Genomic DNA, 15,710 nt, shown 5'->3' with positions numbered 1-15,710 from the left:
GAGCGACTGCTGAATAGTCGCCGCTAGGCTCCCGCACGACCGCCGAGAGGCGGCTGAAAGGGGTTAGGAGTTGTCGCGAGCTTGAACTACCAGCGCGCGCTCAACCCCTGCAAGGTTCTCCACGATGATGCGGCGCAGGGCCGGCACATCGGGGTTCGCCTCAAGCCAGGCGTTCGTGGCATCCACGAGTCCCTGGTTTGCCAGCGGTGCCGGGTAGAGGCCACGAAGAACCGTCTCGGCAATCGCATAGCTGCGGTTGTTCCACACATCGTTGATCGCCTCAAAGTACGGAGCCACGAAAGCTTCCAGCACAGCGGGGTCGTTCACGTGGGTGTAGCCCATGGTCACGTTGCGCACGATCGCGTTCGGCGCCTTGTCACTCTTTACGAGCGAGTTGAATGCGGCCTGCTTGCCCGCCTGAGTGGTGATCGTGGCGCGGGCGCGGGCCGCAGCCTGCTGGCCGTTCGCTGTCTTGTCCTTGGCGAGAGCCTCATCCACTTCAGCATCACCGGCAGCACCGTTGAGCACGAGGCCCTCCAGAAGCTCCCAGCTCAGGTCAGTGTCAATCTCGAGACCCTCCAGCGTGGTCGAACCGCTGAGCAGAGCGCGAAGCACGGTGACGTGCTGTTCAGTGGATGCCACATTCGCGAAGTACTTCACGAACTGGAACTGAGCATCCGATCCAGCTTCAGCACTCTGAGCGAGGCCCCAGAGGGTGTCGCCGATCTTCTCGATCGTGGCCGCACGACGCTCAGGAGCAACGTACTGCTTAGCAACCAGAACCAGCTGCGCGAGCGTGGTGCGGATGGTGGTCGACTCGGTCTCCGACGCAATGTTGCCGAGAACCAGGGCAACATAATCGCTGGCCGGAGTTTCAGCATCGCGAGCAGCATCCCACGCGGCACCCCACACGATGGCGCGAGCCAGCGGGTCAGTGATGTCCGAGAGGTGCTTCATCGCCACAGCAAGCGAGGAGTCGTCAAGACGAATCTTCGCGTACGCGAGGTCGTCATCGTTGATCAGGATGAGGTCGGGGCGCTTCGTGCCCACGAGCTCAGGAACCTCGGTGCGCTCGCCTTCAACATCGATCTCGATGCGGTGGTGACGAACAAGCTTGCCGTCCTGCAGCGAGTAGTAACCGATAGCCAGACGGTGCGGGCGAATCGTGGGGTAGTCCTCGGCGGCGGTCTGAACGATCGCGAAGCTTTCGACGGTTCCGTCTTCAGCGGTCACAACATCCGGACGCAGCGTGTTCACACCAGCGGTCTCAAGCCACAGTTTGCTCCACTCCATGAGCTCGCGGCCACTGGTCTTCTCCAGCTCAACCAGCAGGTCCTTGAGCTCAGTGTTGCCGAAGGCATGCTTCTTGAAGTACGCGGCAACGCCGGCCATGAACGCTTCGAGACCAACCCAGGCCACGAGCTGCTTGAGAATCGAGCCACCCTTGGCGTAGGTGATGCCGTCGAAGTTGACGAGAACGTCATCGAGGTCATTGATCGAGGCGTAGACGGGGTGAGTCGAAGGAAGCTGGTCCTGCTTGTAAGCCCAGCTCTTCTCCATGGCCTGGAACGTGGTCCATGCTTCGGTCCACTCGGTGGCTTCAGCGGTCGCGATGGTCGATGCCCACTCAGCGAACGACTCGTTCAGCCAGAGGTCATTCCACCACTTCATGGTGACGAGGTCGCCGAACCACATGTGAGCCAGCTCGTGCAAGATCGTGACGACGCGACGTTCCTTGATGGCGTCGGTCACCTTCGAACGGAACACGTAGGTCTCGGTGAACGTGACAGCGCCAGCGTTCTCCATGGCACCCGCGTTGAACTCGGGCACGAACATCTGGTCGTACTTCTCGAAGGGGTACGGGTACTGGAAGTGCTTCTCGAAGAACTCGAAACCCTGCTTGGTCTTCTCGAAAATGTAGTCAGCATCAAGGTGCTCGCTCAGCGACGCACGCGTGAAGATACCGAGGGGGATGACGCGGCCATCGCTTGAGGTGAGCTCGTCGCGAACCTCGGCATAGGGGCCAGCCACGATCGCGGTGATGTAGCTGGACATGATCTGAGTGGGTGGGAATTCCCACGTGGCGTTCTCGCCATCCACCACAGGCTCAGGCGTGGGGGAGTTGCTGATGACAGCCCAGCGTGCCGGTGCGGTCACGGTGAACTGGAACGTCGCCTTGAGATCAGGCTGCTCGAACACAGCGAACACGCGACGCGAGTCGGGCACCTCGAACTGCGAGTAGAGATACACCTCGTCATCGACAGGATCAACGAAGCGGTGCAAGCCCTCACCGGTGTTGGTGTATTCCGCATCCGCTACAACCTCAAGAACGTTGTTCTCAGCAAGGTTGTCGAGCTGGATGCGTACACCATCGTTTACGGCAGCAACATCAAGAGCGGTGCCATTGAGCGTGACCGAGTGCACCGTGCGGGTGATCGAATCAATGAAAGTGGATGCGCCAGCAGTGGCAGTAAAGCGAACAGTCGTGCTGCTCTTAAACGTCTCAGGCCCCGTAGTGAGGTCAAGCGCAATCTCATAGCTGTCAACGTTGACAATCGCTTTGCGTTCTTGCGCTTCAACTCGGGTGAGGTTCTCTCCGGGCACGTACAACTCCTTCGTGTTGGGGCGGTTTGTGGCCGCACCTATCTACCTTATGCCGCACCTCCTCAATGTCAGCACTACCGCTCGGATGCGACCGTAGACTGGACGAATGCGCATCCATATCGCCACCGATCACGCCGGCCTCGAGTTCAGTGCCACGCTGCAGGAACACCTCACCGCGGCGGGCCACGAAGTGATCGATCACGGACCTGTTCAGTACGACGCTCTCGACGATTACCCCGGGTTCTGCATCGCCGCAGCCCGTGGTGTTGCCGCCGACCAGGCTGCCGGTGTCGACGCCCTCGGTGTCGTCTTCGGTGGTTCGGGTAACGGCGAGCAGATCGCCGCTAACAAGGTCGTGGGCATCCGCGCCGCCCTCGTGTGGAACGACTCGACCGCAGCCCTGGCACGCCAGCACAACGACGCCAACGTCATCTCTATTGGCGCCCGTCAGCACACCGTCGACGAAGCCACCCGCTTCATCGACCTCTTCATCGCCGAGCCCTTCTCGGGCGACGAGCGTCACGCCCGCCGCATCGCTCAGCTTGCCGAGTACGAAACGACTGGCGCCATCGCCGCGCACCCCTTCGACAACTAATGCCTGAGGGGCATTCCGTACATCGCATTGCGCGCCAGTTCGCGCTGCACTTCGTCGGCAAAACCGTCGCAGTGTCGTCTCCGCAAGGCCGCTTTGCTGCGGGAGCCGAACGCATCGATGGACTTCGGATGCTCAGCGCCAAAGCTGTGGGCAAGCAGATGTTTCTCGAGTTCGAGCACGACCGTTGGCTGCGCGTGCACCTCGGGCTCTACGGAGCGTGGGATTTCGCCGGCAACTTCACCGCCGACGCGACCACGGCATCCGCCGCCGGTCGTATGGGGCAGACCAACCAGCACGGCACGGTCGTGGGGGAGCACGAAGACTCGCTTGCGAGCATCGGCGCCCCACGACGCACCCGTCTGCGGATGTCGGAGCAGGAGAAAGCCAGCGATGCGCCGTCTGAGTTCCCGCCGGAGCCCATCGGCGCCGTGCGGGTTCGTCTCCTTACCGACACGACGTGTGCCGACCTGCGCGGGCCCACCGCGTGCGAAGTGCTCACTCCCGATGAGGTGCAGGTCGCGCTCAACAAGCTCGGGCCCGACCCGCTCGTCGACGACAACGGCGAGGCCGAAGAGCGCTTCGTTGCTACCGTTCGCAAGAAGCAGACGGCTATCGGAATCCTGCTCATGGATCAGTCGGTCGTCAGCGGCATCGGCAACGTGTACCGCGCCGAGATTTTGTTCCGCGCTCGCCTCGACCCGCACACTCCGGGCAAGCTCATCCCCGAAGAGTTGCTGCGCGAACTCTGGCGCGATTGGGCTCACCTGCTCGAAATTGGTGTGCGTACCGGCCAGATGATGACTATGGATGGGCTCACCGGCGACGACTACACGGCCGCGCTCGCGAGCAGGGATGACCGTCACTGGGTCTATCACCGCGAAGGACTGCCGTGCCGCGTCTGTGGCACGAACATCGCGATGGAACTCGCCTCGGCCCGCAAGTTGTACTGGTGCCCGAGCTGCCAAGCACCACTAGGAGCCTGACATGAGGCACACCCCGACCTTCGTCATCACGGACCCGTCAGAAGTGCGCCGCCTGATTCAGGAACATCCGTGGGCCACCATCGTGTCGCCAACCTCGAACGGCATGGTCGCATCGCACTACCCGGTGATGCTCGAAAACCGGGACGACCAGCTCAGCCTCGTCACCCACTTTGGGCGCCCAGATGACGAACTGCACGAACTGAGCCAGCACGAAGTTCTCGTGATCATTCAGGGACCGCACGGTTACATCTCGTCGAGTTGGTATCCCGAAGGGGAGAACATCCCCACGTGGAATCACGCCACCGCCCACCTCTACGGCACCCCCGAGATTCTGAGCGACGACGAGAACTTTCGCGTGCTGAGTGAACTCGTTGATCACTTCGAACACCACGTCGAGCATCCGGTCAGCCTGAGCGAAGACGAAGCGGGCGCTCGCCGTGCTGCCAAGGGCACCGTCGGACTGCGAATCGTGATCGATCGTTTCGACGCCCGAATGAAAATGAGTCAGAACAAGAAACCTGCCGTGCAGCAGCGAATTGTGAATGAACTCAGTGCGAACGGCGCGTACAGTAGCCCAGAACTGGCCGCAGAAATGACAAGGGCTCTACCGAGTGAAACTGACTAACGCGCGCATCGTCGGCGACGATGCCTCCGCCCTGGTCGATGTCACCCTCACCGAGGGCCGCATCTCCGCTATCGAGCCCCACCGGCATGCTGCGGATGCCGCGGGCGACACCGCTGCTGAGCGCGACTTTGCCGACCACGCCTCTGCCAACGGCGAGACTGTCGATCTCGACGGCCGCTGGATCATGCCCGGCCTCTGGGATCAGCACGTGCACTCGAGCATGTGGGCGCAGCAATCGCAGCGCATCGACCTCAGTCACACGACCTCGGCCACCGAAGTCGCCGTCACTCTCGCTACTTCGGTATTGCCGCAGTCCGAGGGCATCATTGTCGGCCAGGGTTTCCGCGATGCCCTGTGGCCCGACCAGCCCACCCGCGCCCTGCTCGACTCGGCCGTCTCTGACATTGCCGTCGTTCTTGTCAGCGGCGACCTGCACTCCTGCTGGCTCAATAGCCTCGCCCTCGAACGCTTCGGGTTCTACGATCACCCCACCGGCTTCCTGCGCGAAGAGGAAGCCTTCGCGGTCGGCAGTGCGCTCAGCCGGGTGGAACCCGAGGTTCTCGACGAGTGGATCCACAACGGCGCCCGCGAAGCGGCATCCCGCGGTGTGGTCGGCATCGTCGACCTCGAGATGACGTGGGAGTTTGAGAACTGGCAGCGCCGCATGCTGCACGGCTTCGACCTGTTCCGCGTGCGCGTTGGCGTGTACCCGCGCTTCTTGGAGCGCGCCATTTCCGAAGGTCTCGCGACCGGGCAACGCCTCGCGCCGCTGCTCGAAGTCGGTCCGTTCAAGATCATCACCGACGGTTCGCTCAACACCCGCACGGCGTACTGCGTCGAGTCGTACCCGGGCGAAGCCGAGAACAGGGGAGTGCTCAACATCCCCACCGATGAACTCGTCGAATGGATTCGCACCGCCAGCGACGCCGGCCTCTCACCCGCCGTTCACGCCATCGGTGACGACGCCAACACTCTCGCCCTCGACGCTTTCGAAGCTGTCGGATGCCGTGGCCGCATCGAGCACGCCCAGTTGCTTTCCGCAACGGACCTCCCTCGCTTCGCGGCTCTCGGTATCGGTGCGAGCGTGCAGCCCGAACACGCCATGGATGACCGAGACGTAGCGGACGCACTGTGGCCCGGGCGAAACGACCGCACCATCGCCCTGCGGGCTCTGCTCGATGCGGGTGCTGAGCTGCTGATGGGCTCGGATGCTCCGGTGGCACCGCTCGACCCGTGGGCAGCGATCGCGTCGGCCGTGAGTCGTAGCCGCGACGGGCGCGAGCCGTGGCATCCAGAACAGTGCATCACGGTTGCCGAAGCGCTGCAGGCCTCAGTGCAATCGAGCATCGCGGTCGGCGAAGTTGCTGACATTGTCGTGACACGCAAAAACCCGCTCGACTGCAGCGGTGATGAGCTGCGATCGATGCGGGTTGACGCGACGATTCTGGATGGCCGCTTCACTCACAACGAGCTGTAGCTGCGACAAGTCGCAGACACAGCCAGTCGCCAGCGAAGCGACCGCCCGAAAAGTTACTTCGTGGCGAGGTGAGCGAAGAGGAACCAGCGGTCCTTCTCCAGCCCACGGGCGATCTCAATCGCAACGTCTTCGCTGACCTTGTCGAGCTCCCCGAGCTCGTCAACGGCGGTGCGAACGGTCACGAGCGTGGCGTCGATCGCGGCGATAACCTGCGCGATGACCTCGTCGGACTGCTGGAAGCCAGCGGTCATGCTCGGAGTCGTTGCCTTAGCGCCAACCGTCTGCGTGCGAGCGTCGATCGGGAGTCCGAGAGCAACAACGCGCTCTGCGGCCGTGTCAGCCCATTCGCGGGCGTGGTCGACGATGACGTCGAGAAGTTCGTGTACTGCCTGAAAGTTGACACCGCGAACATGCCAGTGAGCCTGCTTGCCGTCGATCGACAGGGCCGTGAGGTCGGTGACGACCGGGCCGAGGAACTGGGCAACACCCGAGGTGACATCAGGGTCTGCTGAGGTCTGCGGAACTGCTTGAATTTCGGTCATTGTGTGCTCCTTCATTGTTCTTCAGATACAACGCTACGCAGCCACAAAAATTTCACAAGCAAGCTGAGGCAACGCTAACCCGCCCGTACGCGCTCCGAGCAGTGCTCCGGAGATGTGCCCCCTTGTCGTCCGGACCACGAGCACGGGGGATATCCCCACTGACAGTTGGTGTGCATCCACGCTGGGGCGCGGTCGCCGTTTTCGAGAATCTGTATTCAACGAACATCCGGCCCGCTAATGCGCGAGACTGAAGCGAGAGAACAATGACTACAGACACTGTGACGAAACCCCGAAACCCGTATTGGCAGCTCTGGCGAACCACGCCAAAAGAGGTGCTCTATCTGATGCTGAGCTTCCCGCTCGCGATGACCGGATTTGGCGTGGCCATCTCCCTCGTCGCCAGCGGTGTCGGCACGCTCGCCGTATTTTTGATCGGGTTCTTCGTCATGATCTTGGCTTTGTACGTTGGCCGTGGTTTCGGGCTTGCGGAGATCAATCTCTTGGAGTGGGCCGGTCGCGAAAAGATTGCGCGCCCGGATTGGCAAGACGATCGAGCCGCTACCGGATTCGGCGGTTGGCTAGCAGCAACTCTGGGAAACGCCCATTACTGGCTGTACCTCCTCCACACGGTCATCTTGAACTTCGTTCTCACCCTCGTGACCTGGATAATCTCGGTGGTCTGGCTCAGCGTCGGTCTCACCGGAATCTTCGCGTGGTTGCTCGATGGCGAAGTGCAGACGGGCGACCCCGACTGGTCTCTCGGTGAGTGGTTCTTCGGCCTGTTTGGGGTCAACACCGCAAGTTGGAATCTCGAAGTTGCCGACAACATCGTTGTCTTCGTCGTGGGCCTCATCTTCATCGCAACACTTCCCTTCGTCACTCGCGGTCTCGTTCTGACCCATTGGTGGCTGGCCCGCGCTCTGCTCTCCGCGTTCAAGTCGGATGGGCTGCGTCGCGAGGTGCAGTCCCTTGAGGAGTCACGCGGTGCCGCTCTCTCGGCAGAAGGCCACTCGCTTCGTCGCCTTGAGCGCGACATCCATGATGGACCGCAGCAGCGTCTCGTTCGCCTGCAGATGGATCTCGCGGCAGCGGAACGTCAGCTCGACGCCAACCCCGAGCAGGCGCGCCAGTTGCTCTCCGAAGCGCGAGCACAATCAGCCGAGGCCTTAGAAGAATTGCGTGCGCTCTCTCGTGGCTTCGCGCCGCCGCTCTTGCTCGATCGCGGCCTTGTCGCAGCCCTCGAGTCCGTAGTGACGCGTGCTGCTGTGCCGACCACCCTCACCGCTGAGCTGCCCACGCCGTTGGTGCTGCCCGGTGAAGTTGAACGGGCGTCGTACTTCGTCGTTGCCGAACTGCTCACGAATGTTGCGAAGCATTCGAAGGCCAGTCACGCCGGAGTGCACCTCGGCACGGAACTCAGCGACGATCGCCCGTGGCTGCTTGTACAGGTGACGGATGACGGCCAGGGTGGTGCTGCAGTGCTTGCCGACCACGGTCTTGCCGGCATCGAAGAGCGTGTGCGCGGTGTGGGCGGACGTCTTGAGATCACGAGTCCTGCGGGCGGGCCGACTGCGGTCACGGCGCGACTGCCGCTGCCCAAGTCGAGTGCAGATCGGGCGCCCGTTGACCTCTAGTCTTAAGCGCATGAGCCCTTTGCGAGTTGCTGTTGCTGATGATTCGGTACTGCTGCGCGAAGGGCTCGTGCGTGTTCTCATCGAAGCGGGTTTCGACGTCGTCGGCTCGTTCGGCGACGCGGATGAACTGCTCGCGAACCTCGATGACTGCGCCCCCGAGCTCGTCGTGCTCGATGTGCGCATGCCGCCGACGTTTCGGGATGAGGGAGTGCGAGCCGCGATTCGCTTGCGTGAACTCCGCCCGCAGATCGGCATCCTCTTGCTCTCGCAGTATGTCGAGGTTGTCTACGCGCAAGAGCTCTTGTCGTCGGGCCGTGGTGGCGTCGGTTATTTGCTGAAGGATCGCGTGGCATCGCTTTCTGAACTGCAGGATGCCGTGGAGCGAATCTCGGCGGGCAGCACGGTGCTTGACCCCGAGGTCGTCGCGCAGCTTGTCGGGCGTCGTCAAGATCCGCTCATGTCGCTCACGCCGCGCGAGCACGAGGTCATGACGCTCGTCGTCGAGGGCCGCACCAATGCCGCTATCGCTAAGCAACTCGTGATCGGAATCGGCGCGGTCGAAAAGAACGTGACCTCAATCTTTCAGAAGCTCAACCTTGAAGACTCGGGCAGCGACCACCGTCGAGTACTTGCCGTGCTGACCTGGTTGCAGCGCTAGCGCGGCCGGCCTCGCGTGGCCGGCCTAACGCAACGAGCTGAACCGCGCGTTCAATACTGTGAAGTCCCGGATGCGCCGCTCGAGCGTGATGCCAAGGAACAACACAATGGCGCCGCCGATGACGGCCCAAATCCACCAGTCGGTGAGTTGGTAGAGCGTCACGATTGCCGGAGCGAAAGTGTGCGCCGCGTGGAGGAGAGCGACCACAGAACCGATGACGAGAGGCGCCTGCAGCTTTAGCCACGATCCCGCGACAATTGCTGCGACCGCAGCAACACCGAGGGCCAAGATCCGCCAGACGGTATTGAGGCTGTCAGTTGCGACGAAGGTCGCGATCAAACTGGGCAACAGAATGACGAGTAGTCCCGCGGAGAGTGCTCGAAAGCTGCGGAGTTCAGGGCTGCGCGCCATGCGGATCGCGCCGTGAATGAGCAGTGCAGCACCGAGGGGCCCCGTGACCCACTCCACCGGAGTAATGAGCCCACCGAAGGTCGCGATGATGCCCACGAGGCTTGCCAGTGCGACAGCCAGATAACCAATGCGACGGGTGAGGGGGCGTGCGGATCGCCATGAGCTCACGAGGAAGAGTGCGCTGCCAATCACAACAAGGGCGACAATCCGGATGCCGTCGAGAGCGCGATCCGCGCTGCCCGAATTCAGCAGAACCAGCGTTTCTACCGCGAAGAGCAGTACCAGCGCGGTGCCAAGCAGAATCTCACTTGTGGGCATCCAGCGGGAGTTGTGTGGCTCTGTGCTCAGGCGCGTGGCTGCAACCCCGAAGCTACCGAGCGCCAGAATGGCGACTGCGCCGAGAAGCCACGAATCGAGTTCGGGCAGGGCGCTGGTGTTCTGGTTCGCGAGCACGAGCGCCCGACTGCCGGTGGTGGCCACAAGCCCTACTCCAGCGGCGACAATCGCTACGCCCCAGAAATCGTCAAGGCGGTCGTGCGGTTCAACAAAGCACGCGATGAGAAGCAGCGCTCCACTCAGCCCTGCCACGACGAGAGTGCGAAGTCCATCGCCTGACGCAGCATTGAGTCCGAGCGGTAGCACCGCAATGAGGAGCGCCGCGAGCGTCATCGCGGGGGCAGAGATCAAGCGAGAATGACGCAACTCTGCACGTGCAGTGAAGGCTCCAACGAGCAGCACTACTGCAGCGAGGGGGAGCACGTAGGCTTCTAGCGCTTCAACGCGTGCTTGGTCGAGCCGAAGCCAGAGCGACCAGGTTGCGAAAGCAATGGATGCCCACACCAGGTGTCGACGAGGAGAAGCAGAACCGAAGATGCCGTCTCGGCCGATGGATGCCAGCAGCAGCGTGATTGATACCAGCAACACGATGAGCCAGTGGCTCGCCCGCGGCTCTAGAACGGCGTTGGTGGCGGTGATGCCGGCGACTGCGAGCGCGCTGATCTCGCTGACGCGACGCATCCGTGGCTGAATACCGCGAACGCGTAATGCCATGCTGGCCGCCCCGACCATGACGGATGCTGTGGCAGGGGCCAGTTGGATCGCGATGTCTGATAGTCCGAGCGTACGGCTCGCGCTATCGAGCGCCCATACGGTTGCCGGTGCGAGCAGCGCGGCAGCAACATAACGTGCTTCGATGCGGTTGATCTCGGCGCGGCCGCTCATGGTGAGAGCGAGCAGTGCGACCGCGGCAACCGCAATGACGAGGCTAATGAGCGGAAGGTCGAGCACGAGCGGGGCAGAGTCGCGGGGCGCACCATTGATCGATGCGATCCAGAGCACTGCTGCGGAAATGGTGGCGGCAACGAGCCCGATCCACCACAGGGTCTGACGGTCGGCGTGCTGAAGCGTAGGTGCCTTTTTCCAGAAGGAAAGGGCGATTACGAGTACCGCCGCGGCCCCGACCAGAAGCCAGGACTCGAGTTGGTTGGGCTCGCCAGCGGTGAGAACAAATTGCAAGTGCTCACCGGCCCCAGCCGCCGCCAAGAGCAGCACGATGCTCGCGCTGCCAATGAGGGCGGCGCGGTCGCTTACGCCCGTGAGCAGTTGGCGCGCTGCGACAAGGAGTGCCGCGGTGCCCACACTTGCGAGCACCCACGTGTGGTGGCTGGACCATCCGGAACTATAGGCAAGCACCAACGGAAGAAGCCCGCCAGCGGCGACCGTGAAATGGATGCGGCGTGCTCCGTGTCGCCGTTTGTCTACCGCAATCGCTACGAGTGCTGCAGTCGCGAGCAGGAGCCATGCGACTACTGCCGTAAGCAGGGTGCCGGTGAGGGGCGCGGCGAGGGCGAGGGCGAGGCCTGCGCTGCCGAGGGCGACGTGCAGGCGAGTGCGGAGCTGGCGGGTGAGTCCCCACACGATCAACATGGCCGCGGGAACGATCAATAACGCGAGTTGTGGCCAACTGTTCTGCCACACATCGAAGGGTGCGGTGGCGGGGGTGACACGTCGCAGATCTTGCTGCATGGTGAAGGACGTGGCGACGAAGAGGGATTGAAAGAAAGGGATGATCGTGGCAACGCCAGCGACAGCCCAGACGCCGACCGATGCCCAGTAACTCGCCAGTCGACCGGCGCTCGGGAAGCGGAGCCCCACTGTCTCGCTGGCCAGCGCGGCTGCGGTCAGCGCCGCTACCACAAACAGCAAATTCGGCGGTTCAGAATCGTCAGCCTCGAGGGCTCCTGCTCGCGGAGTGATGCTGATCCAGAGGGCCGTCCCCACGAGCACGCCGGTCGCGGTAGCGAAAACATTCTGTAAGCCAGGAATCAGCGCGTTCCCTCGTCCCCACGCGGCGATACCGTGCAGGGCAGCGAGAGCGGCGAGTGCGAAGAGCCAGACCACCGTTTCGTCGTTTGTGTCCGCCGTGTGGGTGAAGGCGGCAAAGATCACTGCGCCGATGAACGCGAAAAGCGCGTAGACAACGCACACGATGCGCTCGGCGTACCCCGTGTAGGAGCCATGAGGCGCAACCACATAGATGAGCGATGCTGCGGCAAGCGCGACCAGTGCTGCGAGCGCTGCGATATCGAATTCGGCGTCGTAGGTGATGCCCGCAGCGATGAGCGCAGCCGCCGGTGGGAATAGCACGAATCCGACCACATTGGGGAGGATCAGACCGCTTGTGCGGTGCCACAGCATGAAACCCAGCGCTGCGAGGAGCAGTGCGCTGCCCCAATAGAGGCGGCCGGCTTCGTCGCCAATCACGAGCAGATCATTGGCTCTGATCGCATAAATATCGAGCACGACGAGCACGACGGCAAGAGCGGAGAGGGCTTCTCCTGTTGCCGCTAGTCGGCGCCGACGCATAGCGGATGCTGCCACGATGCTCGCGATCGTGATGCTCGCGATGATCGCTGACCGCCAAATCAGCCCGAATGTCAGGAAGGCGTAGACGAGGAAGAAGATCGCGCCGATGGAGAGCAGCGAAACGCCGACCACGAGCAACAGAACCTGAATTCCCGAGTGGGATCGAGTGGGCGTGTCGCTGGCAGGTGCGGCAGGTGCCGCAGGTGCGGCAGGTCTGGCCGGGGATGCGGGTTGCGGCGCTGAAGCGGCTGAGCTCAATCTAATTGGCTCGGGCATGAGTGACTGGGTCGTGAGCGGCTCAGAGATGGGCGGTTGAGGAATATGAGCCTCTGAACGTGCAGGAGTCGAAGTGTGAGCTGCAGCGGCAGCGGTCCCGTTCGCGAGAGCCTGTTGCCGTTCCCGTTCGGCAGCGGTTTCGAAGCGGATCTTACCGATGAGCTCTAGCCGTGATTCGAGCAGGCTGGCTACATCGAGAGATTCCTCACGCAATAGCCCAGCGTCTGGGTGGTTGAGGTCTAAATTGCAATTGCTGCACACGCCCGAAGGAGCCAGGGCCACGAAGCACGCGGGACAGCGCGAAACATCCGTAAGATCTAGCGGTCCACGGGGGAAGAGAACATGGCCTACATGCTCAATGAAGATACGCGCTGAACCGACCATCTACTCTGACTTCCTTTCGGGACGAAGTCTCAGAGTAGCGGTGCAGAAAGCCTAAGAGGCGATGAGGCGCGAAAGTGTGGACTGCTGCTGGGCGTAGCCCTTTGCCGCCTGAAGTTCGGGGCGCGGCTTTTCGAGACGGTTCGTCCAGACCTTGCCATCCCACCAGCGAAGCAGGTGGCTACCAGCAGGGTCCGGGTACCAGCCGAAGGGAGGGAGTTGGGTTGCAGTGTTAGACATCGGGGGCGTCCAAGGTGCCCTGCCACGGGGGGCGATACGGGTGTGGCGAGTGATCCAGCCGCCGAGGATCAGTTCGGGGGAACGGCTAGCCCCAGTATAGGGGGCACATTTCCGGCCCCACAAGGGGGGACGTCCCTCGGCGAGGGTGACTTCGATGTGAGAGCTCTCGTGGGTAAGATGGAGGAGTGAACATTCTTGGTTTTGTAATTTCCTTCGTGCTCTTCGTAGGCGGCATTTACATGATGGGCGAAGCCTTCTACGTTGAGGGTCTTGAGTCCGTCGTGTTCATCGGTGGTCTTCTCGTTACGACTGCGGGAGTCTTTATCCCGATCCACGTCATGAAGCGCGTAGATAGCTAGCACGATATGGCGAGCCTTCTGAGTCGGCTCGCGCCCCTTGCGTTGACCCTGCGTGGGTCTAAACGCATGTTCAGCGATCCCCAGCGAACTCTCGCGCGGATCGCTGAGCTTCATAAGAAACCTGTTTCATTCGAGCCACCGGCGTCGATTTCTCGTCACGTTGCGGTGTCGTCAGAGGATGTCTCAGGCTGGCCAGTGTTCACCATCGCGCCGAAGACTCCATCTGATTCCGGCCACGTGGTCTATTTACACGGCGGAAGTTATGTCTTTCAGATCAATCCTCTGCACTGGAAATTGATGGCGCGCCTCGTCCGTGCCACCGGAGTGACGTTCACCGTTCCGATCATGCCTCTTGCTCCCGATGGCCGAGCATCCGTGGTTGTCGACCGTGCGGCGACAATCGTTCAATCAGTCGTCGCTAAAATCGGTCCTGACTGCGTGAGCGTCATGGGGGATTCCTCGGGCGGGGGGATGGCGCTGGCTGTGTCTATGGAACTGCGTGATCGCAAGCTTCCGCCGTTGCGCTCGATAGTGCTGATCGCGCCCTGGCTTGATATCAGCGGCACGGATCCGATGCTTGCTGTCATTGCGCCTCGGGATCCGTGGCTCGCTGTGCCTGGCACTCATGCGGCCGGCGCCCTCTACCGGGCGGAACTCGAAGAAAATGACTGGCGTGTGAGCCCCATCCATGGCGACCTCACCGGACTCGCGCCCATCACGGTCTTTACGGGAACCCGAGACCTCGTGCATGCGGACGCATTGCGCCTTCGTGACCGTGCACAGAAAGAGGGCATCGCCCTCGACTTTCGCGTAGGGGAGGGCATGATTCATGACTACCCGCTCCTGCCTATCCCTGAAGCCGCCGAAGCGCGGTCTGTAATCGTGGCGGCTATTTCTGGCGCGGCCGGAGGCACCAGTCTCCCTTCGCGATCTGCTCAAAAATAGCGATCCACTTGCTCGATTGATCTTTCGTGGCTAGTCTTCTGTAAACGTTCTTGTAAACGTTTACGAAACTTCAACGAAGAGGTCACCATGGCTGAAGGCAGAAAGTCCACGCTCGTGCTCGTCGCCGAACATGCGGGCGTGTCGATCGCGACGGTGTCCCGCGTTCTCAACGGCCTGCCGGCGTCTCAAAAGACTGCGGATGCGGTTCGTGCCGCGGCGAGCGAGCTCGGTTATGTTCCCGATGCCACGGCGCGTTCGTTGAAGGCAGGCAAGACTGAACAGATTGCCCTTGCCGTCGCCGATGTGGGAAACCCTGTCTACGTAGCGATGATGAACCAAATCTCGCGGGCAGTGACTGACGCGGGCTACCGGCTCGTCACGAGTTCAACAGGAAATGATCCTGATGACCAGATCGCGCTGCTCGATAGCTTGAACCGGGGCTACGCCGACGGCGTCATCCTGAGCCCACTGCGTGTCACGGAATCGCTCATTAACGCTCTGCAGGCCAGCAGACTGCCCATCGTTGTCATCGGTTCGCTGCCCGACAACGTACAGATTGACAGTGTGCGGGCCGATTCTGTTGCGGGCATGGCACTGGCGGTTCAACACCTCGCTGATCAGGGGGCTAAGCGGGTTGCCTTCGTCAACGGCCCTATTGACACGGTTCCCGGTGCGGCGCGGCTCCGAGGCTACCTAGCCGCACTCGAAGAACAAGGTATGTCGATCAATGCAGACGTTCAGGTCAACGCTGACGACTTCACCTTCGAAGCGGGGCTCGTCGCGGCACAAGCGTTGCTCGATCAGTCGACGCCAGACGCGATCGTCTGCGCCAACGACCTTCTCGCCATCGCGACGATGAAGACCCTCGCCAAAAGAGGCATCCGTGTTCCCCAGGATGTGCTGCTTATCGGCATGGACGATACCGAACTCGCTGAGCTGTCAACGCCCTCCATTACGAGCGTGAATCTTGGGTCAGTGCGACGCGCGAAAGAAGCGGCATCTCTGCTCATCGGGCGCCTGAAAGACCCGGATGCTCCGGTCGCCCGAGTGACGATCGACCCTACTTTGACCATTCGCGAATCGTCGGTCGCCCCGGCCTAGCGTTCTTTTTTCTG

The 15,710-nt window shown here is 62.0% G+C and carries 13 protein-coding genes; 9 read left to right on the top strand and 4 right to left on the bottom strand.

Translation table 11 applies throughout. The annotated features are described in order from the left end of the window. Positions 1 to 63: 63 nt before the first annotated feature. A complete protein-coding gene (pepN, locus tag ACWTV1_RS02840; RefSeq protein WP_498504040.1) occupies positions 64 to 2,604 on the bottom strand; it encodes an aminopeptidase N in 2,541 nt (846 codons plus the stop codon). Between the two features lie 106 nt (positions 2,605 to 2,710). Here pepN and ACWTV1_RS02835 point away from each other — a divergent pair, with 106 nt between their 5' ends. From ACWTV1_RS02835 to ACWTV1_RS02820, 4 genes are read left to right on the top strand one after another with little or no spacing between them, the layout of a single operon-like run. Then, complete coding sequence (locus tag ACWTV1_RS02835; RefSeq protein ID WP_498504039.1) at positions 2,711 to 3,199, top strand: ribose-5-phosphate isomerase; 489 nt, start codon at positions 2,711 to 2,713, stop codon at positions 3,197 to 3,199. Next, positions 3,199 to 4,182 carry an Fpg/Nei family DNA glycosylase gene (locus tag ACWTV1_RS02830; RefSeq protein WP_498504038.1) on the top strand — a complete coding sequence of 328 codons (984 nt, stop codon included), beginning with the start codon at positions 3,199 to 3,201 and terminating at the stop codon, positions 4,180 to 4,182. The genes ACWTV1_RS02835 and ACWTV1_RS02830 overlap by 1 nt, the downstream gene beginning before the upstream one ends. Before the next feature lies 1 nt (position 4,183). Further along, positions 4,184 to 4,807, top strand: a complete 624-nt coding sequence (locus ACWTV1_RS02825) for an FMN-binding negative transcriptional regulator (RefSeq protein ID WP_498504037.1) — start codon at positions 4,184 to 4,186, stop codon at positions 4,805 to 4,807. Beyond that, positions 4,794 to 6,284: an amidohydrolase gene (locus tag ACWTV1_RS02820; protein WP_498504036.1), complete on the top strand. Its 1,491-nt coding sequence runs from the start codon at positions 4,794 to 4,796 to the stop codon at positions 6,282 to 6,284. The genes ACWTV1_RS02825 and ACWTV1_RS02820 overlap by 14 nt, the downstream gene beginning before the upstream one ends. A 53-nt stretch (positions 6,285 to 6,337) precedes the next feature. Here ACWTV1_RS02820 and ACWTV1_RS02815 read toward each other — a convergent pair whose 3' ends face one another. Then, positions 6,338 to 6,826 (bottom strand): Dps family protein, encoded by a 489-nt coding sequence (locus ACWTV1_RS02815; protein ID WP_100388705.1) that lies wholly within the window; start codon positions 6,824 to 6,826, stop codon positions 6,338 to 6,340. A 263-nt stretch (positions 6,827 to 7,089) separates the two neighbouring features. On the opposite strand from ACWTV1_RS02815, the gene ACWTV1_RS02810 reads away from it, so the two are divergent. Together ACWTV1_RS02810 and ACWTV1_RS02805 are read left to right on the top strand one after the other, a co-directional pair. Next, positions 7,090 to 8,460: a sensor histidine kinase gene (locus ACWTV1_RS02810; RefSeq protein ID WP_498504035.1), complete on the top strand. Its 1,371-nt coding sequence runs from the start codon at positions 7,090 to 7,092 to the stop codon at positions 8,458 to 8,460. 10 nt (positions 8,461 to 8,470) lie between these two features. After that, complete coding sequence (locus ACWTV1_RS02805; RefSeq protein ID WP_498504034.1) at positions 8,471 to 9,118, top strand: response regulator transcription factor; 648 nt, start codon at positions 8,471 to 8,473, stop codon at positions 9,116 to 9,118. Positions 9,119 to 9,142: 24 nt separating this feature from the next. Here the strand turns inward: ACWTV1_RS02805 and ACWTV1_RS02800 are convergent, their stop codons facing one another. Next, a complete protein-coding gene (locus tag ACWTV1_RS02800; protein WP_498504033.1) occupies positions 9,143 to 12,526 on the bottom strand; it encodes an SCO7613 C-terminal domain-containing membrane protein in 3,384 nt (1,127 codons plus the stop codon). A 579-nt stretch (positions 12,527 to 13,105) separates the two neighbouring features. Further along, complete coding sequence (locus ACWTV1_RS02795; protein ID WP_100388709.1) at positions 13,106 to 13,291, bottom strand: DUF2510 domain-containing protein; 186 nt, start codon at positions 13,289 to 13,291, stop codon at positions 13,106 to 13,108. Positions 13,292 to 13,476: 185 nt separating this feature from the next. Between ACWTV1_RS02795 and ACWTV1_RS02790 the strand changes: the two genes are divergently transcribed. The 3 genes from ACWTV1_RS02790 to ACWTV1_RS02780 all read left to right on the top strand — a co-directional run bounded on the left by ACWTV1_RS02790 (position 13,477) and on the right by ACWTV1_RS02780 (position 15,696). Next, the gene (locus ACWTV1_RS02790; RefSeq protein WP_168187183.1) at positions 13,477 to 13,650 is read left to right on the top strand and encodes a hypothetical protein; all 174 of its coding nucleotides are present in this window, start codon (positions 13,477 to 13,479) and stop codon (positions 13,648 to 13,650) included. Positions 13,651 to 13,656: 6 nt separating this feature from the next. Continuing rightward, entirely contained in the window at positions 13,657 to 14,595 is a 939-nt protein-coding gene (locus ACWTV1_RS02785) for an alpha/beta hydrolase fold domain-containing protein (RefSeq protein WP_498504032.1), read from the top strand. Positions 14,596 to 14,682: 87 nt separating this feature from the next. Continuing rightward, positions 14,683 to 15,696: a LacI family DNA-binding transcriptional regulator gene (locus tag ACWTV1_RS02780; protein ID WP_498504031.1), complete on the top strand. Its 1,014-nt coding sequence runs from the start codon at positions 14,683 to 14,685 to the stop codon at positions 15,694 to 15,696. The last annotated feature ends 14 nt before the right edge of the window (positions 15,697 to 15,710 follow it).

This window comes from Salinibacterium sp. VpJ6 (assembly GCF_059767345.1).
The sequence above is the reverse complement of the archived record's forward strand: the minus strand, read 5'-3'. Positions and strand labels throughout refer to the sequence as shown.